The sequence below is a fragment of the Paracidovorax citrulli genome (assembly GCF_900100305.1).
GTDB lineage: Bacteria > Pseudomonadota > Gammaproteobacteria > Burkholderiales > Burkholderiaceae_C > Paracidovorax > Paracidovorax citrulli.
The window spans coordinates 167636-190871 of the sequence record NZ_FNEY01000002.1 but is presented as its reverse complement, the minus strand read 5'-3'; the positions used below and the strand labels follow the sequence as shown (position 1 = coordinate 190871).

The window sequence follows — 23236 nt, the reverse complement described above, 5'->3', positions numbered from 1 at the left end:
GAGGCAGCACTCCTTCAGCGGAGGCCAGCAGGCTCTGTCTCATCTGGAAAACGTTCAGGTCCGCCGCAGCGCGTCCACGGCCTGCCGGAGGTCTTCCGCCCACGCGCGCCGGTCGCGGCCCGCTGCATGCTGGGGCGGCCCGTAGTGCACGATGGCCACCAGGCCGTCGGCGCACAGCACGCGCCAGAGCGAGTGCACCAGGGTGTCGTCGCCCACGTAGAGGGCGGCCGCGCTGGGCCGGCCCGTGGCGCGGTCGATGAAGCGCAGGCCCACGGGCTGCACCGGCGCATCGGCCATCACCGCCGCCTGCAGGAGATTCGCATGGAACGGCAGCAGCTCGGCGCCGTCGCCCGTCGTTCCTTCGGGGAACACGCCCAGCACCTCGCGGCGCGCCAGCGCCTCCTGCATGAGGCGCACGATGCGCATGGCATCGCGGCGCGTGTTGCGCTCGATGTAGAGGGTGCCCGCGGCCGTGGCGAGCCGGCCGATGACGGGCCAGCGCTCCACGTCCGATTTCGAGATGAAGCGGCAGTGCCGCGCGGCGTGCATGACGGTGATGTCGAGCCAGGACAGGTGGTTGGCCACCAGGAGCACCGGCCCGGCCGCTGGCGGGGTGCCCCGTACCTCCAGGTCGATGCCGATGTGCGCGAGCAGCATGCGCGACCAGGCCTGCACGCGCGCATGCTGCTCGTCCGGCCCCATGCGGGGGAAGCGCAGCAGCACCGTGGCCAGCCCCGCCAGGATGTGCGCCAGGAGCCGCATCAGGCGCGCCACCGCGCGCAGCGAGCGCATCAGACGCGCTCGAACGCGACGATGCCGCCCACCAGCGTCCAGCGCACGCGGCCCGGCAGCTCGTAGCCGGAGAACGGCGTGTGCCGCCCCTGGCTGCGCAGTGCCCCGGGCTCCACGGTCCAGGCGGCCTGGGGATCGAACACGCAGAGGTCGGCCACGCCGCCCTCCACGAGCCGGCCGGCGCTGGCGGCGAAGGTGCCGAGCGCGGAACCCAGCACGCGCGCAGGCGCGGAGGTCACCGTGGCGAACGCCCGGTCCAGCGGCACGCCATGGTCGCGGGACCACTTGAGCGCGATGCTCGCCAGCAGTTCCAGGCCGGTGGCGCCGGGCTCGGATTCGGCGAAGGGCAGCGTCTTGGCGTCCTCGTCCACCGGCGTGTGGTCGGACACGAGCGCATCGATGGTGCCGTCGGCCAGCGCGGCCAGCAGGGCGTCGCGGTCGCGCTGCTGGCGCAGCGGCGGCGACAGGCGGGCGCGGCTGTCGAAATAGCCGATATCGGTGTCGGTGAGCAGCAGCGAGTTGATGCTCACATCGCAGGTGACCTGCAGGCCCTCGGCCTTCGCCTGCCGCACCAGTTGCACGCCCGCCGCGCTGGAGAGCCGGCACAGGTGGACGCGCGCGCCGATGGGCTTGAGCAGTTCGAAGATGGTGTGCAGCGCGATGGTCTCGGCCGCCACGGGAATGCCCGACAGGCCCAGCCGTGTCGCGAGCGGGCCGCTGGCGGCCACGCCCTTGCCCAGGTGGAGCTCCTGCGGCCGCAGCCAGACCGTGTAGCCGTAGGTGGCGGCATACTGCAGCGCGCGCTGCAGCACCTGGGTGCTGGCGAGCGCCACGTCGGCCTGGCCGAAACCCACGCAGCCGGATTCGGTGAGTTCCGCCATCTCGGTCAGCACCTCGCCGGCCAGTCCGCGCGTGAGCGCGCCCAGGGGGAAGAGGCGCGCCCGGTGCAGCTTCTCGGCGCGGAACTTGAGCATCTCCACGAGGCCGGGCTCGTCGAGCACCGGATCGGTATCGGGCGGGCACACGAGGCTGGTGACGCCGCCGGCCACGGCCGCGGCCATCTCGGACTCCAGCATGCCCTCGTGCTCGTGCCCGGGCTCGCGCAGGCGGGCGGCGAGGTCCACCAGCCCCGGCAGCACGATGCAGTCCGTGGCGTCGATCGTGCGCGCCGGATGGAAGTCCTGGGGAGCGCGGCCGACCGCGATCACCCGCCCCGCGGCGATGGCCACATCGACGGTCTTGTCGAACCCGCTCGCCGGATCGATCACCCGGCCGTTCTGGATCAGTATCTTCATCGTTTAAGCCTCATTCCCCGCCACGATGGACATCACGGCCATGCGCACGGCGATGCCGAAAGTCACCTGGGGCAGGATCACGGCCTGCGGTCCATCGACCACGGCGGAGTCGATTTCCACCCCGCGGTTGATCGGCCCGGGGTGCATGACGATGGCGTCGGGCTTGGCCAGGCGCAGCTTCTCGGGCGTGAGGCCGAAGCTCTTGAAGTATTCCTGGCTGGAGGGCAGCAGCGCGCCGCTCATTCGCTCGTTCTGCAGGCGCAGCATGATGACCACGTCGGCGTCCCTGATGCCCTCTTCCAGCGTGTGGCACACGCGCACGCCCATGTGGGAAAGGTCTCCGGGCACCAGGGTGCGCGGGCCCACCACGCGCACCTCGGGGCAGCCCAGGGTGGTCAGGCCGTGGATGTCCGAGCGGGCCACGCGCGAATGCAGCACGTCGCCCACGATCGCCACCGTGAGGTTGGAGAAATCCTTCTTGTAGTGGCGGATGGTGTACATGTCGAGCAGCCCCTGCGTGGGGTGCGCATGCCGGCCGTCGCCCGCGTTGATCACGTGTACGTGCGGCGCCACGTGCTGCGCGATCAGGTAGGGCGCGCCCGATTCGCTGTGCCGCACCACGAACAGGTCTGCCGCCATGGCCGAGAGGTTGGCGATGGTGTCCAGCAGCGATTCGCCCTTGCTGGCGGACGAGCGCGCGATGTCGAGGTTGAGCACGTCGGCCGACAGGCGCTTGGCCGCGATCTCGAAGGTCGTGCGGGTGCGCGTGCTGTTCTCGAAGAACAGGTTGAACACGCTCTTGCCGCGCAGCAGCGGCACCTTCTTCACCTCGCGGTCGTTCACCGACACGAAGTTCGCCGCCGTATCGAGGATGTGCGTGACGATGCTGCGCGGCAGGCCTTCGATGGACAGCAGGTGGATCAACTCGCCATTGCGATTGAGCTGGGGGTTGCGCTTGGAGAGCACGGCGTCAGGCCTCCTGGACGTGGAAGTGGAAAGCGCCGCCGTCCGCACGGGCCAGCGCCAGTGACTGCGTGGCGGGAAGCGCCACGCGCGCCGCGGCGAACTCGGCCTGCACGGGCAGCTCCCGGCCGCCGCGGTCCACCAGCACGGCGAGCCGCACGCGCGCCGGGCGCCCGTAGTCGAAGAGTTCGTTGAGCACCGCGCGGATGGTGCGGCCCGTGTAGAGCACGTCGTCCAGCAGCAGGATGTCGGCGCCATTCACCTCGAAGCCCAGGCGGGTCTGGGCGCTGGCGGCCAGGCCGCGCTGGGAGAAGTCGTCGCGGTGCAGCGCCGAGGACAGCACGCCGGCTTCGCCCGGCAGGCCCAGGTCCTGCTGCAGGCGCTCGGCCAGCCAGGCTCCTCCGGACGCGATGCCGGCCAGATGCGTCTGCGGGGTGCGCAGAGCGCGCACGCCGGACAGCAGTTCGCGGTAGAGCGCCTCGGCATCGAGGGCGAGGGCCCCGGGCGGGGCGGAAGTTGGCGTCGGAGTCATGGAAGTTGCCTCAAGAACTGCTCCAGGATGATGCAGGCGGATGCGGCATCGGCATCTTTCGCACCGCCCGCATGGGCTTCGGTGGTGCTGTAGCGCTCGTCCACCTCGAACACCGGCAGGCCGAAGCGCCCGCGCAGTTGCCGGGCGAATTTCAGCGCGCGCGCGGTGTTCTCGTGCGCGGCCCCGTCGGGGTGGTACGGCACGCCGACGACGAGCGCGTCGGGCTGCCACTCGCGCAGCCGCTCGGCCACGGCGGCAAAGCGCGCATCCGCCCCCTCGGCGCGGATCGTGGCCTGCGGGCTGGCGGCGCGCAGCAGGCGCGAGCCCACCGCGACACCGGTGCGCTTGGCGCCGAAATCGAAGGCCAGGAATGATTGGAGATGCGCCGGAACGGCGGAAGGTGCGGCGGCTGGAGCGGCGGGCAAGGGGTCCGGCATGGGACCGCTCATGCGTGGCCCGCCTCGGGCGAGAGCATCCAGGACTGCAGCCCCAGCAGGGCGAGGGCCCGGTCGTAACGCTGGCCCACGGGGGTGTCGAAGATCACGGACAGGTCGGCGCCCACGGTGAGCCAGCTGTTCTCGGCCAGCTCGGACTCGAGCTGGCCTTCGCCCCACGAGGAATAGCCGAGGGTCACCAGCACGCGCCGCGGACCGGCGCCGGTGGACAGGGCCTCGAGCACGTCCTTGCTCGTGGTCATCTCGAGACCGCCGGGAATGGACATGGTGGAGGCGTAGGCGGACTCTTCCGCGCCCTCGCCTTCGGCCTGCGCGCCGCCTTCGCCCGCGGCTTGCTTTCCGGAGGATGGGCCCATGGCCTCGTGCAACACGAAGCCGCGCTCCGTCTGGACCGGGCCGCCGCGGAACACCGGTTCGAGCGACAGGTCTTCGCGCCGCAGCGACAGGTCCACCTTGTCGAACAGGCCCTTGAGGCTGAGGTCGGACGGCTTGTTGATGATGAGCCCGAGCGCGCCGCGCTCGCTGTGTTCGCACAGGTACACGACGCTGCGGGCAAACGACTCGTCTTCCAGCCCCGGCATGGCGATCAGGAAGTGGTGCGTCAGGTTCATGGGCGCAGAATCGGCAGGCATCCCCCAATTTTAACGACGATCATGGAGCCCACTTTTTCCAAAGGCCTGGTCTGGTTCCGGCGCGACCTGCGCAGCGACGACCATGCCGCGCTCTACCACGCACTGCGCCAGTGCGGCCAGGTGCATTGCGTCTTCGTTTTCGACACGGCCATCCTGGATCCGCTGCCGCGGGCGGACCGGCGCGTGGAGTTCATCCGCGAATCGCTGGTGCAGCTCGACGCGTCCCTGCGCGCCCTCTCGGGCCACCGCCACGGCGGGCTGATCGTGCGCCACGGCGTGGCCGCGGAGGAAGTGCCCGCGCTGGCCGCGCGACTGGGGGTGCAGGCCGTGTTCGCCAACCATGACGACGAGCCGGTCGCCCTGGAGCGCGACGACCGCGTCCGCCGCAGGCTGGGCACAGGCGGTGTGCAAATGCTCACTTACAAGGACCACGCGATTTTCGAACGCGCGGAGGTCCTGACCCAGGGCGGCACGCCCTACACCGTGTTCACGCCCTACAAGAATGCCTGGCTGCGCAAGGTGGACGCGTTCTACCTGAGCGCCTATCCCGTGGAGCGCCATGCGGGCCGGCTCGCGCCCCGTCCGGAAGGAGAGCGTGGCGGCGTACCCGCGCTGGCCGACATCGGCTTCGAGCCCGCGGGGCTGGACCGCCTGCCCCTGCCGCCGGGCATGGACGGCGCGCGCGCGCTGCTGGACGATTTTCTCCAGCGGATCGACCAGTACGGCGAGGCACGCGACTTTCCGGCCGTGAAGGGGCCGAGCTACCTCAGCGTGCACCTGCGCTTCGGCACGCTGTCGCCGCGGCGGGCGGCACGCGCCGCGCACGAGCGCATGCGCCAGGGCAGCACCGGCGCCGCCACGTGGCTCAACGAGCTGATCTGGCGCGACTTCTACTTCCAGGTGCTGGCCCACCATCCGCAGGTGGCCGGCGGCGCCAGCTTCAAGCCGGCCTACGACGCCATCGCCTGGGAGGACGGCCCGCAGGCGCGGGAGCGTTTCGCCGCATGGTGCGAGGGCCGCACCGGCTACCCGCTGGTGGACGCCGCCATGGCCCAGATCAACCGGACGGGCTACATGCACAACCGGCTGCGCATGGTCGTGGCCAGTTTCCTGGTGAAGGACCTGGGCGTGGACTGGCGGTGGGGGGAGCGCTATTTCGCGGAAAAGCTCAACGATTTCGACCTGTCCGCCAACAACGGCGGGTGGCAGTGGGCCAGTTCCAGCGGCTGCGATGCGCAACCGTATTTCCGCATCTTCAACCCGGTGAGCCAGAGCCGGAAGTTCGATCCCAAGGGCCGCTTCATCCGCCTCTACCTGCCCCAGCTGGCGGCCCTGCCCGACCGCTGGCTGCACGCCCCCTGGGAGGCCGGCCCACTGGAGCTCGAGGCCGCCGGGGTGCGACTGGGCGACAACTACCCGCACCCCGTCGTGGACCACGACGAGGCGCGCCAGCGCACGCTGGCGCGCTATGCCGTGGTGAAGTCGGAGGCCGCGCCGGCCTGACGGACCGACCGACGGCCGGCCGGCTCCGCGTCAGCCGGCAGCGGCCTCCGCGGGCACGGCCTCCCCGCCGCCCTGCCCGGCCGCAGCAGCGGCCGCGGCGCGGGCGTAGTGGTGCACCAGGCTCAGCAGTTCCTCGTCGGAGTACGGCTTGCCCAGGTAGTGGTTGACTCCCAGCTCCGCGGCGTGCTCGCGGTGCTTCTGCGCGATGCGCGAGGTGATCATGATGATCGGCAGCGCGTGCAGCTCGCGGTCGGCGCGGATGTTGCGCGCGAGGTCGAAGCCGTCCATGCGCGGCATCTCGATGTCCGAGAGAACCACGGCCGGCCGCTCCTCCTGCAGGCGCTCCAGGGCCTGCAGCCCGTCGGCGGCGAGCGCCACGCGGTAGCCCTCGCGCTTGAGCAGGCGCTGCGTGACGCGGCGCACGGTGATGGAGTCGTCCACCACCAGCACCAGCGGGACCTGGGAAGCAGGCGCGATCGGCGCACCACCGCCACCCGCGGCGCCGGCCGCCACCGACGGCACGGAGCCGGCCTCCACGGATGCGGCCACGGGCGCGGTCATCTGGGTGCGCACCTGCTCGCCGTACACCGTCGCGAGCGCCACGGGGTTGTAGATCAGCACGACGGCCCCGGAAGCCAGCACCGACATGCCGGCCAGGCCGGGCAGGCGCGAGAGCTGCGGGCCGAGGTTCTTGACCACCACTTCCTGGTTGCCCAGCACTTCGTCCACGTGCATCGCGATGCGCTGCGACGCGCTGCGCAGGATCACGACGGGCCGGGTGCGGCCCGAGGTTTCCTGGCTGCTGGCCGAGGACTGCAGCAGCGCGCCCGCCCAGAAGAAGGGCAGCGCTTCGACGCCGTCCTCGAAGCTGCCGGTGCGGTAGGCCTCGTCCAGTTCGCCCGCGCCGGTGCGGCGCACGATCTCCACGAGGTTGGCCGGAACGCCCAGCGTAAGCGCCCCCGCGCGCAGCATCACCACCTGCGTCACGGCGGTCGTGAGCGGCAGCACCATGCGGAACGAGGTGCCCTGGCCCGCTTCGGTGGTGGTCTCCACGCGTCCGCCCAGGGCGTTCACCTCGGAGCGCACGACGTCCATGCCGATGCCGCGACCGGACAGGCCGGTGACCTCGGCGGCCGTGGAGAAGCCGGGCATGAAGATCAGCTGGGCGGCTTCCGCGGGACCGACCACGGCATCCGGGGCGATCAGGCCCTGGCTGGCCGCCTTCGCGCGGATGCGCTCCAGGTCGAGGCCGGCGCCATCGTCGCGGAACTCCACGGACACGTCGTTGCCATCCTGCTTCAGGGCCACGGTGATGGAACCGGTCGCGGGCTTGCCCGCGGCCGTGCGTGCTTCCGGCGGCTCGATGCCGTGCGCCACGCAGTTGCGCAGCAGGTGCTCGAAGGCGGGTGTCATGCGGTCGAGCACGCCGCGGTCCATCTCGATGGAGCCGCCCGCGATGTCGAGCTTGATCTGCTTGCCCGTCTCCTTGGAAGCCTGGCGCACGACGGCGTAGAGGCGCTCGGAAATGCCCTCGAACTCCACCATGCGCGTGCGCAGCAGGTCGCGCTGCAGTTCACGTGCCTGCCGCCCCTGGGCGATCAGGTCGTCTTCCGCGCCTTCCATGGTGCGCTGCAGGTTGCGCTGCACGGTGGCCACGTCGTTCACCGACTCGGCCATCATGCGGGTCAGTTCCTGCACGCGGGTGAAGCGGTCGAATTCCAGCGGATCGAAGTCGGCCGAGGAATCCTTCGACAGCGCCAGCCGCGACTGCATCTGCGTCTCGGCCTGCACCTCGATGTCGCGCAGCTGCTGGCGCAGGCGCTCCAGGTTGCCCGTGAGATCGGCCAGCGAATCCTTCATCTGCGCCATGCGGGCATCCAGGCGGGAGCGGGCGATCATCACCTCGCCGGCCTGGTTGACCAGGCGGTCCAGCAACTGGGCGCGCACGCGCACCGACTGGCTCGACACCGGCCGGGCCGCCGTGAGCTGGGACGCGCCGGGCAGGGCCACGGCGCGGCGCGGCACGGGTGCCGGAGCAGGCTCCGCCACCGTGCCGGCGGTGGACTCGGCGGCCGGGCCCTGCGCGGCCAGCGGCTCCACCGCCACGGCCTGGGCCAATCCCTGGGCGCCGATGGAGCGCAGGGCATCGAAGCTCGCCTGCAGACCGTCGAAGGACACCAGCAGCGGCTCGATCGCCTCGGCGCTCGGCGCTTCGGAATCGATCTGCTCCACGGCCGATTCCAGCCGGTGCGCCATTTCTCCCAGCCGCATCGCGCCGGCCAGGCGGGAGCTGCCCTTGAGCGTGTGCAGCGCGCGCAGCGCCTCGTTGCGGGCACCCAGGTTCTCGGGGCGGGCCGACCACTGGCGCAGTGCGGCGCCCAGCACGGGCAGCAATTCCACCGCCTCTTCCTCGAAGATCGGGAACAGGTCGGGATCGATCACGTCCAGCGCGTCGATGTCGTCGTCGATGTCCGTGGCCACGGTTTCCGGCGCGCGGGCGGCTCCCCGGGCCGCGTCCTGCGCGGGCAGGGGCACAGACAGCGCGGGCGCCACATGGCCGCGCGGGGCAGGCTCTTCCGTGGCGGGCACGGAAACGGCACGGCCTGCATCGGGACCAGAATCGGCCGGGGCTTCGGCGTCCGCCCCGGCATGGCCGTGCGGCTGCGCATCCGCCGCTTCGCCAGCCGGGACCTCCCAGGGTGCCGGCTCGATCTCGGACTCGAGGATCTCGCGCAGCTCCGCCAGGATCTGGGGATGCGGCTCCTTGAGGAACCCGGCGGCGAACTGGTGCAGCAGGCGGCGGATGTCTTCCGAGGCCGCCATGAAGACACGCGCCTGCTCTGGCGTGCCCTGCGGCTGCAGTTGCACGTGCTGCAGGGCATGCTCCAGCGCACGCGCCATGTCCGACAGCGCCTGGAAGCCCACGGTGGCGGAGCTGCCGGCCAGCGAGTGGGCCAGTGCCACGGCCGTGTCCGGCAGCGGCTCGTGCAGCTCCAGCGACCATTCCTGCAGGCAGGTGACCAGGCGGCGCGACCACTCGTCCGCCTCGTTGAGATAGACGTTGTAGAGGGGAATGCCGATGCGCAGGGTCTCGATGACCTTGACGGCCTCTTCCGGCGGCTCGGCCCCCAGCAGTGGGTCCGCTCCGGCCTCCGTCGAGGATTCGTCCGCCCCGGCAGGGACATCGCCTTCCGCTCCGGGCTCGTGTTCCGGCAGCGGGACGGAATCCGCGGTGGCGGCCTCCGGCTCCACCGGCAGGCCCGCGGCAGCGGGCACCGGGGCTTCCAGCGCATCGTCCGGAAACGGGGCCAATGCCTCCACGGGCTGCGCATCCGCACCGGGGACGTCCAACGCCGATCCATCGGCATCGGCATCCGCCTGCATTGCGGCCAGGCGCGCATCGGAACCTGCATGCACGCCGGCGTCCGCCGCCTCGGGAGCGAATTCACCGTCCAGCGACAGGTCGGGCCAGGCATCGGCCGGCGGTTCCGCCAGCGGTGCCGCGGCCTCCAGCGGCACGGCCGCATCGGGAAGCAGCTCCGCCTCCGCCAGCAGATCGGCCAGGGGCGGCATGCCCGCCGCCTGCAGCGCCGCGTCGGGCGAGGAAGCGTCGGGAATTTCGGGCAGCGGCGCGTCGTCGTGCGCGGCAGGCAGGGCGGCTTCCGCCGGCTGGCCGGCGGCACCCTCGGCCAGCGCCTCGGAGAATGCCGAGAAATCGATGTCTTCGGCCAGCTCCGCCGAAGGCACCTCTGCCGGAGCCTCCTCCGGGAGCGCCTCCGTGGACGCATCGGGCACCGGCGGCAGCGTCTCGGCGAAATCCAGCGGCGCTTCGTCCGGCGCGGCGGCCTCGGAGGGAAAGTCCAGATCCAGGTCCAGATCGAAAGCAGGGGCCGCTTCGGCGGCGACCTCGGGGGTTTCGGGCTCCGCCACGGGGGCTGCCGCGTCCTGCCCCCCGAAGTCCATGGACAGGTCGGAGTCCAGCGCGTCGGGAGCCAGCGCGTCGGATGCCGGATGTGCTTCGAGGCCAGCGTCGTCCACCGCGGGGCTGCCGGCATGCGGCGCTTCTTCCGCCGGCACATCGGTGGACGGGGCCTCCGTCGCCACGCCGGCCGCCACCGCGGCAGCGCCGGCCAGCGGCAGGTATTCGCCCCGCTCGCGCATGGCCTGCGCGGACTCCGCGAAGCCCCGGGGCTCCCAGCCTCCGGTCCGGCCGGCGGCGATGTCGTCCGCCCAGCGGCCGAAGGCACGCAATGCCTCGTCCGACAGTTGCAGCATCGGCGGCTGGATCGGCTTTTGCTCCGCCAGCCACGCATTGAGCACCTGCTCCATGGACCAGGCGGCCTCGCCGAAGTCGTTCAGCCCCACCATCCGCGAGCTGCCCTTGAGCGTGTGGAAGGCGCGCCGCAGCGTCGTCTGGCCGCTCAGGTCGGCCGGCTCGGAGCGCAGCCCTTCGACCGCCTCCAGGCCATTGGCCACCACTTCGCGCGCTTCTTCCAGGAAGATGTCCAGCAGTTCGCCTTCGTCGTCGGCCTCCTCCTCGGAGGCCATCGGAGCAGCGGGAGCCACGGCGGCAGGCACGGGCGCCGCCACGGGCGCCACGCGGGACGCCTCGGGCGCGGCGGGTCCGTCCCCGATCGGCGGCTGCACTCCGTCCGGGACCAGCGGCAGCGGGGCAGGCACCGGGGCGCGTGCCTCGATATGGGCATCCTGCTCCTCGGGCAGGTCGCCGGCGCGGGTGCGCGTGCGTCCCATCAGGATGCGCAGTTCGCCCGCCGGCTCGTCGTAGATGAACAGCTTGCGCGCCATGGTGCGCTGGTAGCTGAGCATGTCGATGAGGAAGCCCAGGGCACCCAGGTTGCTGCCCAGCTTCTCGAAGACCGCCTGGCGCTCTTCCTCGGGCACGTCGCCGCGCAGCAGCCGCTCGACGGTGTCGCGCATGTGGACCACGGCCAGCGAGGCCTGGTCCAGGCCCAGCACGGACAGCACGCCGCGCATCTGCGCGAGGCGGCCGGGCACGCTGCCCAGCACCGGCAGGTCGCCCGGGCTGCGGAAATACTGGTCCAGCGACTTCTCGACCTCGCCCAGCGTGGCCCGCAGTTCGTCCACCACGCTGCCCATGGTCTGGTGGTCGCTCACGCGGCGGTAGAGCTCCTCCATCCAGGGCTCCAGCGGCGCGGATTCACCGCCCGCGGCCACGCTGTCCAGCCGCTCGGCGAGCCGGCTGGCGCGGTCGGCCATGTGGTCCTGGGCGGTTTCCAGTTCCTCGAAGGAGGCCTGGAGGTACAGCACGGCCGTGGCGACTTCCATGGCCAGTGCGGGCAGCGGCGGTTCGCCGGAGCGGACCGTGGAGTCCACCGCACGCGACAGCGCACGGGACAGCGGCTCGCTGCCGGGCTGCAGCTTGGCCAGGGAATCGCAGACCAGGCTGAACTGGTCGGCCGCCGGCTTGAGCTTGTTGCGGTCTCCGCCGGCCAGGGCGGACCAGGTCTCGGTGGCCGCGGCGATGCGCTTGCGCGCCTGGGCCAGCAGCGCCGGGTCGTAGAGCCCGAAGCGCGGCGTGGAATAGTCCACCGGCCGGAAGCGCTCCAGGCCGAAGGCCTGGCGCACGGCATGCAGCACGGATTGGTCGGCCGGCGGCGCGGCGGCATCGTCGGACGCGGGCCGGGCCTGCGAGCAGAAGAAGAGCAGGTCCTGCACCAGGCGGTCGGCGACCGTGGGCTCGCCCCGGGCCAACGTGGCGTACTGCATGAGCACGCGCGAGGCCACGCGCTTGACATAGACGTCCGGCGCGAGGCGGCCCTGCGCGAGCGCCTCGAAGAAACCGGCGCAGATCTTCCAGAAGGCGCGCGCCTGGCGGTCGGACTGCCCGGCCACGAAGCCCAGGCAGATGTCCTGCATCTCGCGCGCGGCGGCCAGGTCGCCGGAGCGCACGATGCGCAGCACGGCGGCGTCGAGCCGGCTGCGCGCCTCGGCACCGTATTCCAGGGGGGCGGCATCCACCACGAAGTCGGGCTCGCGGAAACGCCGCTCCACCGGCCACAGGTCTGCGGGATGCACCCGCTCGGCGCCGGTCAGGGCCTGCGCGTCGCGGTATTGGGGGAACAGCGCCACCGGCGACACCTGCTTGCCCGCCAGCACGCTTTCCAGGTATTCCACCAGCGCGAAGCTCGCGCGCTCGATCACGGCCGCCGCATCGTTGCTGCACAGCTCGGGGCGTTGCACGAATTTCTGCACCGCCGCTTCCATGGAGCGCAGCACGAGGGCCGGCGGGCCCATGCCCACCATCTCCAGCGCGCCGCTGGCCTGGTGCAGTTGCTGGCGCGCGATGCGCAGCGCCCCGGCGTCCAGCGAGGCGAGATCGGACTCGCGCGCGGCCTCGGCATCGCGCACGAAGCGGCGCATGGCCTTGACGGCGCCGTCGAGCGACTTGCGCAACTCATCCAGCACCCAGGCCAGGGGCCCGAGATCCTGCTCTCCCTGGCTCCAATCCGCGGCCGGTGCGTTTGCGGCGTCAATAGGTGACATGAATTCGTCCCCGGCTTCGCGAGCCGTTCGTTGATGCTAGCTGGCTGCAGGCCGTCCCGTCAGGCGATCTTGAAACGCGCCACCGACTGGCGGAGCTCCTCGGCCATGTGCGACAGTTCGCGCACCTGCTGCGCCGTGGTGCGCGTGCCTTCTCCGGTCTGCTCGGTCACCGCGAAGATGTGCTGGATGTTGTCGGCCACGCCGTTGGCCAGCTCGGCCTCGCGCGACGCGGAAGAGGAAATCTGCTCGATCAGCTCGGCGAGGCGCCGCGACACGCGGTCGATCTCGGTCAGGGCCGTGCCGGCGGAGTCGGACAGGCGCGCGCCTTCCACCACACCCTGCGTGGAGCGCTCCATGGCGGCCACCGCATCCTGCGTGTCGGTCTGAATGGCTTTCACCAGCGCCGAGATCTGGCGCGTGGCGTCGGCGGAGCGTTCGGCCAGGCGCTGCACTTCTTCCGCCACGACGGAGAAGCCGCGGCCCGCTTCGCCGGCCGAGGCGGCCTGGATGGCGGCGTTCAGTGCCAGCACGTTCGTCTGCTCGGTAATGTCGGAAATCAGCTCGGTGATTTCACCGATCTCCTGCGACGATTCGCCCAGCCGCTTGATCCGCTTGGAGGTGTCCTGGATCTGGTCGCGGATGGAGTTCATGCCGCCGATGGCGTTCTGCACGGCCTGCAGACCGGAGTCCGCGGCCTGCAGCGACTGGCGCGCCACCGCGGCCGATTCCTGCGCCTGCGCGGACACCTCGTTGATTCGGGTCGCCATGTCGAGCACCGAGCGGCCGGTTTCGCGGATCTCGCGCAGCTGTTCGGTGGAGGCGGCCAGCAGTTCGGTCGAAGTGCTGTCCACCTGCGCCGTCGTCTGGGCCACGCGGGTGGCCGTGTTCTGCACGCTGCCCACCAGTTGGCGGAGCTCTTCCACCGTGTAGTTCACCGAGTCGGCGATGGCGCCCGTGATGTCTTCCGTCACGGTGGCTTCCTGCGTCAGGTCACCCTCGGCGACCGACTGCAGTTCGTTCATGAGTCGCAGAATGGCGGCCTGGTTGGCGTCGTTGACGCGCTTGGCCTCCTGCTCCTGGCGGCGGGCGTCGCGCTGCTGCATTTCGGCAGCGGCCTGGCGGGTGCGGCTGTCCATCAGCTGGACGCGGGAAATGCCCACGCCGCACAGCAGCACGAACAGGCCGGCGGCCACCAGGGCGGCCAGTTGCCCTGCGCCCAGGCCGGTCTGCCCGGAGAGCTTGGTCTGCAGGCCTTCGAGTTGGCGGCGCAGCGGCTCGCTGTCGGCAATGATGGCGGACTGCGCCTCGCGGGCGGACACCAGGCCCTGCAGGTTGCCGAGGATGGCGCCGGCCTGCACGCGGGTCTGGTCGTACACCTTGATCAGGTTCTCGAGCTGCTCGCGCGTCTGCGGATCGCGCGTGGCCGACAGGCGCAGGTCGCTGCTGCCGTCGAGCATGCCCTGGGCGATCTCGCGGAAGGAATTCAGGTCCTTGCCCAGCAGGAACACGGCCTCGGGGCTCACGCCCTCGGTGGTCTGGAACTCGTTGGCGGACTTGCCGATGCGCTGTGTCAGCATCACGAGCTGGCCGGACGCGGAGATGTCCGTGGAGGGCGCGTTCTGCTGCAGCTTCAGCGAGGAGATCGTCTCGGCGATCTCCAGCAGGTCGGACGACTGCCGGTTGATGGTGCGCAGCGCATCGCCCACCTGCGTGAGGATCTTCTGCTGGCCCATCACGACGCCGGCATTGCGCTCCGCGCGCTCCATCAGCGGCGTGATCGCTTCCAGGTCGGGCTTGAACGGTTCGCCCAGGGCCTGCACGCCCAGGTCATCGTCGCCGGACGACAGCGCGCGCACGTTGCGCACCAGCACGCCCGAGCTGTCCACCACGTCGGGGAAGGCCTGCGGGCTGCCGACCAGTGCCTGCGAGACCGACTTCGCCAGCCGCTGGGACTGCATCAGGGCCTGGCCGGTGGCGGCGAGCTGCTGGGCGGAACGGTCCGCCTGCTTCAGCACCCAGCCGGCGATCAGCGCCAGCACCACCACGCCCACGGCCAGCAGCGTGAGCAGCCGGCGCTGGTGCGCCGCCGCCGTGGCACGGCCGAGCAGGGGCAGCGAGATCAGATCCTCTTCGGCGAAATCGCCTTCCGGCGACGGCGGCAGCGCCGAAGGCTCCCCCTGGACGCTCTGCATGCCGTCCGACTGGTAGGAGGCGGCCGCGAGCGAGTCCTGGCCGGCAGAGGCATCTCCCGCGGTCCTGCGGGGGAAGAGTTTTGCAAACGGATTCACGACGGACATGATGGTTCGGCCTTCAGAGAGGGAGTGCGCTCAAGCGCTGATGCTGAGGAATGCGGGGTGTTGGGAGAGCGCCTGCAGGTTCAGCTCCTGCCACGGGGTCCCCTCGGCATCCAGGTAGGTGGTGCCGAAGTACGGGGGTGCGTCGTCACCGGGGGGCGATGAGTCCACGAAGGCATCGGTGCCGCGCAGGCCCGAGAGGCGATCGACCAGCAGCGCCGCGTTCACCTCCAGCGCGGCGTTCAGCACGAGCAGGCTGGCCTCGCCGAGCGCCTGCTCGGTGCGGGCGGTGGACTGCCCCAGCAGGCCGGCCAGGTCCACCACGCCGATCAGCGATCCGCGCAGGTTGGCGACACCGAGGAACCAGCCCTGGGTATAGGGGACGGGCTGCACGCCCGTCCACGGGAAGATCTCTCCGGACTGGCCCAGGGGAAGCAGGAAACGGCGGCCGGCCGACTCCACGGCCAGCCAGGAGGACACGGACGAACCTTCGACCCGCGCGGCCTGCAATCGGGCCGCCAGCCGGGTCTGGAGTTCTCGGAGCGCTTCGCGATTGGCCATGGACGGACGGCCGGGATCAGTTCAGCGCGTCGATCTTGGCCTGCAGCTCCGCGGGATCCACCGGCTTGGTGATATACCCGCGCGCACCCTGGCGCATGCCCCACACCCGGTCGGTCTCCTGGTTCTTGCTCGTGCACATGATGATGGGCACGTCGGCGTACTGGGGGTCGCGGCTGATGGCGCGCGTGAGCTGGAAGCCGTTCTGGCCGGGCATGACCACGTCCATCAGGATCAGGTCGGGCTTTTCCTCGGCCAGGCGGCGGAAGGCCTCGTCGGCGTTCTCGGCGGTGCGCACCTGCATGCCTTTCTTCTGCAGCAGGTCGGTCAGGAACATCAGCTCGGTCTTCGAGTCGTCAACAACCAGAACTTTCTGGATGGGCATTACATCGCTCCTTGTTGGGCATTACCGAACTGCTGAACCGCTTTCAGCAGCTGGTCTTTGGTAAATGGTTTGGTGAGATATTCCTGGCAGCCCACCATGCGGCCGCGCGCCTTGTCGAATACCCCGTCTCTTGACGAGAGCATGACAACGGGCGTGTCCGCGAAGCGCGCATTGCGCTTGATGATGGCGCAGGTCTGGTAGCCGTCCAGTTTCGGCATCAGGATGTCGCAGAAAATCAACTGGGGTTGATAATCATTGACCTTCGCCAGGGCGTCGAAGCCATCGTCCGCCAGCAGGACCTCGTGGCCTCCCTGCTTGAGAAAGATCTCGGCACTCCGGCGGATGGTGTTGCTGTCGTCCACGACAAGCACCTTGAAGGTTGCGCCACTGGTCTGGGTCAATTTCGTCACCGCTGATGATGGTAAAAAACGACGTTTTTTTGCCGGAGGCACGCTCAGATCTGGACCATTTCGAAGTCTTCCTTGCGTGCTCCGCATTCAGGACAGGTCCAATTCATGGGCACATCCTCCCAGCGGGTCTGGGGCGCTATTCCGTGCTCGGGCGAACCTGCGGCTTCGTCATATATCCAACCGCAAATCAGGCACATCCAGGTTTTAGGGTCCGTCACAGCTTAAGGGGCCTTCACATAGAATGCAACGATTGTATCTAGACATCACGGCGGGACGCAGCTTCCGTGCCAACCGTTACGCTGGTGCGGCGCAATGACCACAGATTCCCCCTCCAAGCTCACCCCTCCCCCCTCCTCCGGCACCGACGACGACGGCGGGGTCCCCATCTGCGTGATGGCCTTCAACGCCAGCGACCCCAGCGGCGCGGGCGGCCTGACGGGCGACATCGCCACCATCGCCTCGGTGGGCGGGCATGCGGTGGCCGTCGTGACCGGCGCGTACGTACGCGACACCGCGCAGGTGTTCGACCACTACGCGCTGGACGACGAGGCCGTGGCGGAGCAGGCCCGCAGCGTGCTCGAGGACCTGACGGTGCAGGCGATCAAGGTCGGCTTCGTCGGCAGCCCCGAGAACCTCAGCGCCATCGCCTCCATCGCGTCCGACTACGACGACGTGCCGGTGATCGCCTACATGCCCAACCTGTCGTGGTGGCGCGACGACCTCATCGACCAGTACCTCGACGCCTTCCAGGAACTGCTGCTGCCCCAGACCTCGGTGCTGGTGGGCAACTACAGCACGCTTTCGCGCTGGCTGCTGCCGGACTGGTCCAGCGACCGCAAGCCCTCCGCACGCGACCTCGCCATGGCCGCCTCCGAACTCGGGGTGCCCTACCTGCTGGTCACCGGCATTCCCGCGCCCGAGCAGCACGTCGAGAACGTGCTCACCTCCGCGCAGACCGTGCTCGGCACCACGCGCTTCGAGCTGTTCGACGCCACCTTCACCGGCGCCGGCGACACGCTGTCGGCGGCGCTCGCCGCGCTCGTGGCCAGCGGCAACGACCTCGCCGAAGCGGCCAGCGAAGCGCTCACCTACCTCGACCGCTGCCTGGACGCCGGCTTCCGGCCGGGCATGGGCCACATCCTGCCCGACCGGATGTTCTGGGCCCAGCCGGACGACGATGACGACGACGAAGACCCCGACGACGGCCCCGGGACCGATCCCACGTCCACCGACGGCTTCGTGATGCCTCCCCATGACACCCAGCACTGACCTCAACCTTCCCCTCTTCGAACGCGCCAAGGCGCTCATCCCCGGCGGCGTCAACTCGCCCGTGCGCGCCTTCCGCGCGGTGGGCGGCACGCCCCGCTTCGTGCAGCGCGCCCAGGGCGCCTACTTCTGGGACGCCAACGGCCAGCGCTTCATCGACTACATCGGCTCCTGGGGTCCCATGATCCTGGGCCACGGCCATCCGGCCGTGCTGGAAGCGGTGCAGAAGGCCGCGCTCGACGGCTTCAGCTTCGGCGCGCCCACCGAGCGCGAGGTCGAGCTGGCCGAGGAGATCCTCCGCCACGTGCCGTCCATGGAGATGATCCGCCTGGTCAGTTCCGGCACCGAGGCCGGCATGAGCGCCATCCGGCTCGCGCGCGGCGCCACGGGCCGCAGCAGGATCATCAAGTTCAACGGCTGCTACCACGGCCATGCCGACGCGCTGCTGGTCAAGGCCGGCTCGGGCCTGGCCACCTTCGGCCACGCCACCAGCGCCGGGGTGCCGGCCGAGGTGGTACAGCACACGCTCGTGCTGGAATACAACGACATCGCCCAGCTCGAAGAGGCCTTCGCTCTGCACGGCAGCGAGATCGCCGGGCTCATGATCGAGCCCATCGCCGGCAACATGAACTTCGTGCGCGCCAGCGTGCCCTTCATGCGGCGCTGCCGCGAGCTCTGCACGCAGCACGGCGCACTGCTGGTGTTCGACGAGGTGATGACGGGCTTCCGCGTGGCGCTCGGCAGCGCGCAGAGCGTCTATGCCCGCGACATCCCGGGCTTCCAGCCCGACATCACCGTGCTCGGCAAGGTGATCGGCGGCGGCATGCCGCTCGCGGCGTTCGGCGGACCGCGCGCGATCATGGAGCAGCTGGCCCCGCTCGGGCCGGTGTACCAGGCCGGCACGCTTTCGGGCAACCCGGTGGCCACCGCCTGCGGCCTCGCCACGCTGCGCGAGATCGCCCGCCCCGGCTTCTACGAGGCGCTGGGCGAGCGCACCCGCGCCCTGACCGGCGGGCTGGCCGACGCGGCGCGCGCGGAAGGCCTGCCCTTCAGCGCGGACAGCGAAGGCGGCATGTTCGGTTTCTTCCTGCTGCCCGAGCTGCCCCGGAACTATCCGACGGTGATGACCACGGACGGCGCGCGGTTCAACGCGCTCTTCCACGGGCTGCTGGACCGCGGCGTGTACATCGCACCCGCGCTCTATGAGGCCGGTTTCGTGAGCAGCGCCCACAGCGCGCAGGACATCGACGAGACCGTCGCCGCGGCGCGCGAGGTGTTCCGCCTGGTCTCCGCGGGCTGACCCGGGCCGGAGCCGGGCGCGCCGGGGCACGCTTCGGCTGCATGGCCGCCGCTTCGCGTGGCGGCAACGGCGTGCCGGTTCCGGAGCGCAGAGTGGATGCGACGCCGTGCATCGGGCATGGCGTACCGGCGCTTCGGCGCCGCACTTTTCGCGAGATCCATGAACCCCATCGCCTTTCTCTCGTCTTCCCTGACCGCACGGCATGCCGCGGCATCGGACCAGGCCGCCTCCGCGGCCCGGCACAACGGCAGCCAGGCACTGCAGCAATCCCTCGCCACCCTGCTCGAAGGCCTCCTGAAGCGCATGCGCGGCGGAGCCGCCCCGTCATCCCGCTCTGGCGGAAGCGCCGCGGGGCATGCCGCCGGGACGGCGCATCCGGCCTCGCACACCACGCAACGTGCCGTGGCGCACACCGATGCCGGCCGCGCCGGCACGGCGCACGCAGCGCGCGGCACGGCCACCACGGCCCATGCCGCGAAGCCTCCCGCCAACATGCGGGTCGGCGCGCCGACGGGCACGGTGGAGGTGAACAAACCCATCGTCGTGAAGGCCGGCCAGACCTTCGACGGCCAGGGCCGGCTCTTCAGCGCCGGGCCCGGGCTCAACGGCGGCGGCACGGCGGAGACGCATCTGCCGGTCTTCATCCTGGAGCCGGGCGCGTCCGTGAAGAACCTGCAGTTCAAGGGCGGCGACGGCATCCACCTGCTGGGCGACGCCAGGCTCGACAACGTGCACGGCCTGCAGACGGACGACGACTTCATCACCGTCGATGGCGCGGAGAACCGGGCCGTGGATGCGCAGCGCGCCGGCTATTCCGCCAAGAGCATCCCTCCGGGCCCGGCCCACGTGGAGATCACGAACTCGTCGTTCCAGAACAGCCACGACAAGGCGATCCAGATCAACGGCGACGTGGACCTGAAGCTGCGCGGCATCTATGCGAACCAGATCGGGCAACTGGCCGTCACGCGCGGCGGCTACCCGATCACCGCGCATGTGGACATCGCCGACTCCACCGCGCAGAACCTGAAATCCTTCCTCTTCCGCTTCGACTCCCGGCAGTCCACCCTGCGCATCGCCAACACCGACGTGGACGGAGGCCGCACGCCGGTGAACGTGATGGCCGGCAACCCCGCCAACGTGCACGGCACGCGCAGCGTGCGCCAGTCGATCCAGACGGTCTGACTCCGGACCGCCTGGCATCTGCGCGGCCGGTCGCCGCGGCGACCGGCCGTTAGAGCGGCCAACACGACCCAGCGAAGCGGTTCTGGCCAGGCGCCGTATCGCAGGCAGTACGAGTAGTACGACAAGATGCGGCAACGACTCCAGAAGGGTCGTGTTAGCCGCTCTTAGTGGCGGAAGTGGCGCACGCCGCTGAACACCATGGCCACGCCGCGCTCGTCGGCCGCGTCGATCACTTCCTGATCGCGCATGGAGCCGCCGGGCTGGATCACGCAGGTCGCGCCCGCATCCACCACCACGTCCAGGCCGTCGCGGAACGGGAAGAAGGCGTCGCTCGCCACCACCGTGCCCTGCAGCGACAGCTTGGCGTGCTCGGCCTTGATGCTGGCGATGCGCGCCGAATCCAGGCGGCTCATCTGGCCCGCGCCCACGCCCATCGTCATGCCGCCCTTGCAGAACACGATGGCATTGCTCTTGACGTACTTGGCGACCTTCCAGGCGAACAGCAGGTCTTCCATCTCCTCGAGCGTGGGCTGCTTCTTGGTGACCACCTTGAGGTCCATCAGCGACAGCTCGTGGTTGTCGGCCGTCTGCAGCAGCATGCCGGAGCCGATGCGCTTGGCATCCATGGCGTTGCGGCCGCGGCTCCAGGCCGTCGTGCCCTTGTGCTCCGGCAGCGCGATCTTCAGCAGGCGCACGTTGGTCTTGGGCTTGAAGATCTCCAGCGCCTCGGGCGTGAACTCGGGCGCCATCAGCACCTCGACGAACTGCTTCACGACCAATTGCGCGGCGGCCGCGTCCACCGGGCGGTTGAAGGCGATGATGCCGCCGAAGGCGCTGGTGGGATCGGTCTGGAAGGCCTTGCCGTAGGCGTCGGCGGCGTCCAGGCCCACGGCCACGCCGCAGGGGTTGGCATGCTTGACGATCACGCAGGCGGCGGCGTCGAAGCTCTTCACGCACTCCCACGCGGCATCGGCGTCGGCGATGTTGTTGTAGCTGAGTTCCTTGCCCTGCAGTTGCTCGCCCGTGACGATGGAGCCGGGCGCGGGGTACAGGTCGCGGTAGAGGGCCGCCTGCTGGTGGCTGTTCTCGCCGTAGCGCAGGTCCTGCAGCTTGACGAACTGGCCGTTGCTCTGGCCCGGGAAGGGATTGCGCTCGGGCACGTAGGCCTCGGACAGCTTCTCGGCCTCGAAGGTGACGGAGGAGAGGTAGTCGCTGATGGCGCCGTCGTACTGCGCGATGCGGTTGAACGCGGCCACCGACAGCGCGAAGCGCAGCTTGTCGGACAGCTTGCCCGCGGCCTTCAGTTCACCCAGCACGGCGTCGTACTGGTCGGCCGAGGTGACCACGCCCACGTCTTTCAAGTTCTTGGCGGCGCTGCGCACCATGGCGGGGCCGCCGATGTCGATGTTCTCGATGGCGTCGGCCAGCGTGCAGCCGGCCTTGGCCACGGTGGCCTCGAAGGGGTAGAGGTTCACCACCAGCAGGTCGATGGTGTCGATGCCGTGCTCCTTCAGTGCGGCCATGTGTTCCGGCAGCTCGCGGCGCGCGAGCAGGCCGCCGTGCACCTTGGGGTGCAGCGTCTTCACGCGGCCGTCGAGCATTTCGGGGAACTGGGTCACCTCTGCCACTTCCGTGACGGGCAGGCCCTGCTCGGCCAGCAGCTTGGCGGTGCCGCCGGTGGACAGCAGGCGGATGCCCAGGGCGTGCAGAGCCCGGGCGAATTCGACGATGCCGGTCTTGTCGGAGACGGAGAGAAGTGCGTTCATTGCGGTGGTGGGGAGGTTGTGGATTCGGTCGGTCAGAGCAGCTTGTGCTCCACGAGCTTCTTGCGCAGGGTGTTGCGGTTCAGCCCCAGCCATTCGGCGGCGCGGGACTGGTTGTTGTCGGCGTGGTTCATCACCACCTCCAGCAGCGGCTTCTCGACCAGGCGCACGAGCATGTCGTACATGCCGTCGGGGGTCTCGCCCCCGAGGTCGCGAAAATATCCCTGCAGGCTCTCGCGCACGCAGTCTTCGATGTTCTTGTTGCTCATGCGGGCAGTCCTTGTGGTTCCTGCGTATCGTCGGTATCCGTGCCGGCCCCCTCGGGCGGCGCTGCGGGGAGGCGGTCCATGTGCCGGCCCAGCTCCTCGAAGAACAGCGCGACGGCCTGCCACTGGGCGGCGCAGTCGTCGATGGTGTTGATGTGCTGCCGGAACGCCTCGCCGCCCGGCAGCGCGCGCACGTACCAGGCGATGTGCTTGCGTGCGCTGCGCACGCCCGTGGCCTCGCCGTAGAGCGCGTAGTGGTCCTGCAGGTGGTCCAGCAGCAGGCGCCGCACCTCGGCCACCAGCGGCGGCGCCAGGTGCTCGCCCGTGGCGAGGTAGTGGCCGATCTCGCGGAAGATCCAGGGCCGGCCCTGCGCCGCGCGGCCGATCATGATCGCGTCCGCTCCCGTGGCGGCAAGCACCGCCTTCGCCTTCTCGGGCGAATCGATGTCGCCGTTGGCCACCACCGGCACGCGCACGGCGGCCTTCACGGCGGCGATGGTGTCGTACTCGGCGTGGCCCTTGTATCCCTGCTCGCGCGTGCGGCCGTGCACCGTCAGCATCTGGATGCCCACGCCCTCGAACGCGCGCGCGAGCTGCACCGCATTCCGGTGCTGCTGGCACCAGCCGGTGCGCATCTTGAGCGTGACGGGCACGTTGCGCGGTGCGCAGGCATCGACGACGGCCTGCGCGATCTCCACGGCCAGCGCCTCGTTCTGCATGAGGGCCGAGCCCGCCCACTTGTTGCAGACCTTCTTGGCGGGGCAGCCCATGTTGATGTCGATGATCTCCGCGCCGCGGTCGATGTTGTAGAGCGCGGCCTCGGACATCATGGCCGCGTCGGTGCCGGCGATCTGCACGGCGATCGGGCCGGGCTCGCCCTCGTGGTTGGCACGGCGCGAGGTCTTCAGGCTGTTCCACAGGTCCTTGCGCGAGGTCACCATCTCGCTCACGGCGTAGCCCGCGCCCAGGGCCTTGCAGAGCTGGCGGAACGGCCGGTCCGTCACCCCCGCCATGGGGGCGACGAACAGGCGGTTCGCCAGGGGAATATGGCCGATCTGCATGGCGCGCGGGGGTGCTGAAAAAACAGGCGGAAGAAAAAAGAGGCGGGATTGTAC

General features: G+C 70.2%; 19 protein-coding genes. 4 read left to right on the top strand and 15 right to left on the bottom strand.

What is annotated here, in order from left to right; all coding sequences use genetic code 11:
• Nucleotides 1-54 precede the first annotated feature (54 nt).
• From BLR99_RS02105 to BLR99_RS02080, 6 genes are read right to left on the bottom strand one after another with little or no spacing between them, the layout of a single operon-like run.
• Nucleotides 55-792, bottom strand: a complete 738-nt coding sequence (locus tag BLR99_RS02105) for a lysophospholipid acyltransferase family protein (protein WP_011794068.1) — start codon at nucleotides 790-792, stop codon at nucleotides 55-57.
• The gene (locus BLR99_RS02100; RefSeq protein WP_011794067.1) at nucleotides 792-2087 is read right to left on the bottom strand and encodes a dihydroorotase; all 1296 of its coding nucleotides are present in this window, start codon (nucleotides 2085-2087) and stop codon (nucleotides 792-794) included. The genes BLR99_RS02105 and BLR99_RS02100 overlap by 1 nt, the downstream gene beginning before the upstream one ends.
• A 3-nt stretch (nucleotides 2088-2090) precedes the next feature.
• Nucleotides 2091-3053, bottom strand: a complete 963-nt coding sequence (locus BLR99_RS02095; protein ID WP_011794066.1) for an aspartate carbamoyltransferase catalytic subunit — start codon at nucleotides 3051-3053, stop codon at nucleotides 2091-2093.
• A 4-nt stretch (nucleotides 3054-3057) separates the two neighbouring features.
• Complete coding sequence (gene pyrR, locus BLR99_RS02090; RefSeq protein ID WP_011794065.1) at nucleotides 3058-3582, bottom strand: bifunctional pyr operon transcriptional regulator/uracil phosphoribosyltransferase PyrR; 525 nt, start codon at nucleotides 3580-3582, stop codon at nucleotides 3058-3060.
• Nucleotides 3579-4031, bottom strand: coding sequence for a Holliday junction resolvase RuvX (ruvX, locus tag BLR99_RS02085; RefSeq protein WP_011794064.1), 453 nt, complete (start codon nucleotides 4029-4031; stop codon nucleotides 3579-3581). The genes pyrR and ruvX overlap by 4 nt, the downstream gene beginning before the upstream one ends.
• Nucleotides 4028-4669, bottom strand: a complete 642-nt coding sequence (locus tag BLR99_RS02080; protein ID WP_011794063.1) for a YqgE/AlgH family protein — start codon at nucleotides 4667-4669, stop codon at nucleotides 4028-4030. The genes ruvX and BLR99_RS02080 overlap by 4 nt, the downstream gene beginning before the upstream one ends.
• Nucleotides 4670-4690: 21 nt before the next feature.
• Between BLR99_RS02080 and BLR99_RS02075 the strand changes: the two genes are divergently transcribed.
• Nucleotides 4691-6172: a cryptochrome/photolyase family protein gene (locus BLR99_RS02075; RefSeq protein WP_011794062.1), complete on the top strand. Its 1482-nt coding sequence runs from the start codon at nucleotides 4691-4693 to the stop codon at nucleotides 6170-6172.
• Nucleotides 6173-6202: 30 nt separating this feature from the next.
• Here the strand turns inward: BLR99_RS02075 and BLR99_RS02070 are convergent, their stop codons facing one another.
• The 6 genes from BLR99_RS02070 to BLR99_RS02045 are packed head-to-tail and all read right to left on the bottom strand — an operon-like array spanning nucleotide 6203 to nucleotide 16562.
• Nucleotides 6203-12697, bottom strand: a complete 6495-nt coding sequence (locus tag BLR99_RS02070; protein WP_074686762.1) for a FimL-related protein — start codon at nucleotides 12695-12697, stop codon at nucleotides 6203-6205.
• A 59-nt stretch (nucleotides 12698-12756) separates the two neighbouring features.
• Entirely contained in the window at nucleotides 12757-14994 is a 2238-nt protein-coding gene (locus tag BLR99_RS02065; RefSeq protein ID WP_011794060.1) for a methyl-accepting chemotaxis protein, read from the bottom strand.
• Between the two features lie 30 nt (nucleotides 14995-15024).
• On the bottom strand, nucleotides 15025-15552 hold the full coding sequence (locus BLR99_RS02060) for a chemotaxis protein CheW (RefSeq protein WP_011794059.1): 528 nt from the start codon (nucleotides 15550-15552) through the stop codon (nucleotides 15025-15027).
• Between the two features lie 16 nt (nucleotides 15553-15568).
• Nucleotides 15569-15934 (bottom strand): response regulator, encoded by a 366-nt coding sequence (locus tag BLR99_RS02055; protein WP_011794058.1) that lies wholly within the window; start codon nucleotides 15932-15934, stop codon nucleotides 15569-15571.
• On the bottom strand, nucleotides 15934-16344 hold the full coding sequence (locus BLR99_RS02050; protein ID WP_074686761.1) for a response regulator: 411 nt from the start codon (nucleotides 16342-16344) through the stop codon (nucleotides 15934-15936). The genes BLR99_RS02055 and BLR99_RS02050 overlap by 1 nt, the downstream gene beginning before the upstream one ends.
• 44 nt (nucleotides 16345-16388) lie before the next feature.
• On the bottom strand, nucleotides 16389-16562 hold the full coding sequence (locus BLR99_RS02045) for a rubredoxin (RefSeq protein ID WP_011794056.1): 174 nt from the start codon (nucleotides 16560-16562) through the stop codon (nucleotides 16389-16391).
• 94 nt (nucleotides 16563-16656) lie between these two features.
• Between BLR99_RS02045 and thiD the strand changes: the two genes are divergently transcribed.
• The 3 genes from thiD (at nucleotide 16657) to BLR99_RS02030 (ending at nucleotide 20092) form a co-directional block, all read left to right on the top strand.
• The gene (gene thiD, locus BLR99_RS02040) at nucleotides 16657-17613 is read left to right on the top strand and encodes a bifunctional hydroxymethylpyrimidine kinase/phosphomethylpyrimidine kinase (RefSeq protein ID WP_011794055.1); all 957 of its coding nucleotides are present in this window, start codon (nucleotides 16657-16659) and stop codon (nucleotides 17611-17613) included.
• The gene (gene hemL / locus BLR99_RS02035) at nucleotides 17597-18910 is read left to right on the top strand and encodes a glutamate-1-semialdehyde 2,1-aminomutase (protein ID WP_046060420.1); all 1314 of its coding nucleotides are present in this window, start codon (nucleotides 17597-17599) and stop codon (nucleotides 18908-18910) included. The genes thiD and hemL overlap by 17 nt, the downstream gene beginning before the upstream one ends.
• 159 nt (nucleotides 18911-19069) lie before the next feature.
• Entirely contained in the window at nucleotides 19070-20092 is a 1023-nt protein-coding gene (locus BLR99_RS02030) for a pectate lyase (RefSeq protein WP_233427204.1), read from the top strand.
• Between the two features lie 164 nt (nucleotides 20093-20256).
• Here the strand turns inward: BLR99_RS02030 and purH are convergent, their stop codons facing one another.
• Genes purH through dusB form a run of 3 tightly spaced genes read right to left on the bottom strand, consistent with a single transcriptional unit; the run spans nucleotide 20257 to nucleotide 23182 of the window.
• Nucleotides 20257-21858, bottom strand: a complete 1602-nt coding sequence (purH, locus tag BLR99_RS02025) for a bifunctional phosphoribosylaminoimidazolecarboxamide formyltransferase/IMP cyclohydrolase (RefSeq protein WP_074686758.1) — start codon at nucleotides 21856-21858, stop codon at nucleotides 20257-20259.
• Between the two features lie 32 nt (nucleotides 21859-21890).
• The gene (locus BLR99_RS02020) at nucleotides 21891-22124 is read right to left on the bottom strand and encodes a Fis family transcriptional regulator (RefSeq protein ID WP_011794051.1); all 234 of its coding nucleotides are present in this window, start codon (nucleotides 22122-22124) and stop codon (nucleotides 21891-21893) included.
• A complete protein-coding gene (gene dusB, locus BLR99_RS02015) occupies nucleotides 22121-23182 on the bottom strand; it encodes a tRNA dihydrouridine synthase DusB (protein ID WP_011794050.1) in 1062 nt (353 codons plus the stop codon). The genes BLR99_RS02020 and dusB overlap by 4 nt, the downstream gene beginning before the upstream one ends.
• Between the last annotated feature and the right edge of the window lie 54 nt (nucleotides 23183-23236).

What these genes read in the sequence shown, in the direction of transcription:
- BLR99_RS02105 (WP_011794068.1), bottom strand. Translation starts at nt 792, where the DNA reads ATGCGCTCGCTGCGCGCGGTGGCGCGCCTGATGCGGCTCCTGGCGCAC.
- BLR99_RS02100 (WP_011794067.1), bottom strand. Translation starts at nt 2,087, where the DNA reads ATGAAGATACTGATCCAGAACGGCCGGGTGATCGATCCGGCGAGCGGG.
- pyrR (WP_011794065.1), bottom strand. Translation starts at nt 3,582, where the DNA reads ATGACTCCGACGCCAACTTCCGCCCCGCCCGGGGCCCTCGCCCTCGAT.
- ruvX (WP_011794064.1), bottom strand. Translation starts at nt 4,031, where the DNA reads ATGAGCGGTCCCATGCCGGACCCCTTGCCCGCCGCTCCAGCCGCCGCA.
- BLR99_RS02080 (WP_011794063.1), bottom strand. Translation starts at nt 4,669, where the DNA reads ATGCCTGCCGATTCTGCGCCCATGAACCTGACGCACCACTTCCTGATC.
- BLR99_RS02075 (WP_011794062.1), top strand. Translation starts at nt 4,691, where the DNA reads ATGGAGCCCACTTTTTCCAAAGGCCTGGTCTGGTTCCGGCGCGACCTG.
- BLR99_RS02070 (WP_074686762.1), bottom strand. Translation starts at nt 12,697, where the DNA reads ATGTCACCTATTGACGCCGCAAACGCACCGGCCGCGGATTGGAGCCAG.
- BLR99_RS02065 (WP_011794060.1), bottom strand. Translation starts at nt 14,994, where the DNA reads ATGTCCGTCGTGAATCCGTTTGCAAAACTCTTCCCCCGCAGGACCGCG.
- BLR99_RS02060 (WP_011794059.1), bottom strand. Translation starts at nt 15,552, where the DNA reads ATGGCCAATCGCGAAGCGCTCCGAGAACTCCAGACCCGGCTGGCGGCC.
- BLR99_RS02055 (WP_011794058.1), bottom strand. Translation starts at nt 15,934, where the DNA reads ATGCCCATCCAGAAAGTTCTGGTTGTTGACGACTCGAAGACCGAGCTG.
- thiD (WP_011794055.1), top strand. Translation starts at nt 16,657, where the DNA reads ATGACCACAGATTCCCCCTCCAAGCTCACCCCTCCCCCCTCCTCCGGC.
- hemL (WP_046060420.1), top strand. Translation starts at nt 17,597, where the DNA reads ATGACACCCAGCACTGACCTCAACCTTCCCCTCTTCGAACGCGCCAAG.
- BLR99_RS02030 (WP_233427204.1), top strand. Translation starts at nt 19,070, where the DNA reads ATGAACCCCATCGCCTTTCTCTCGTCTTCCCTGACCGCACGGCATGCC.
- purH (WP_074686758.1), bottom strand. Translation starts at nt 21,858, where the DNA reads ATGAACGCACTTCTCTCCGTCTCCGACAAGACCGGCATCGTCGAATTC.
- BLR99_RS02020 (WP_011794051.1), bottom strand. Translation starts at nt 22,124, where the DNA reads ATGAGCAACAAGAACATCGAAGACTGCGTGCGCGAGAGCCTGCAGGGA.
- dusB (WP_011794050.1), bottom strand. Translation starts at nt 23,182, where the DNA reads ATGCAGATCGGCCATATTCCCCTGGCGAACCGCCTGTTCGTCGCCCCC.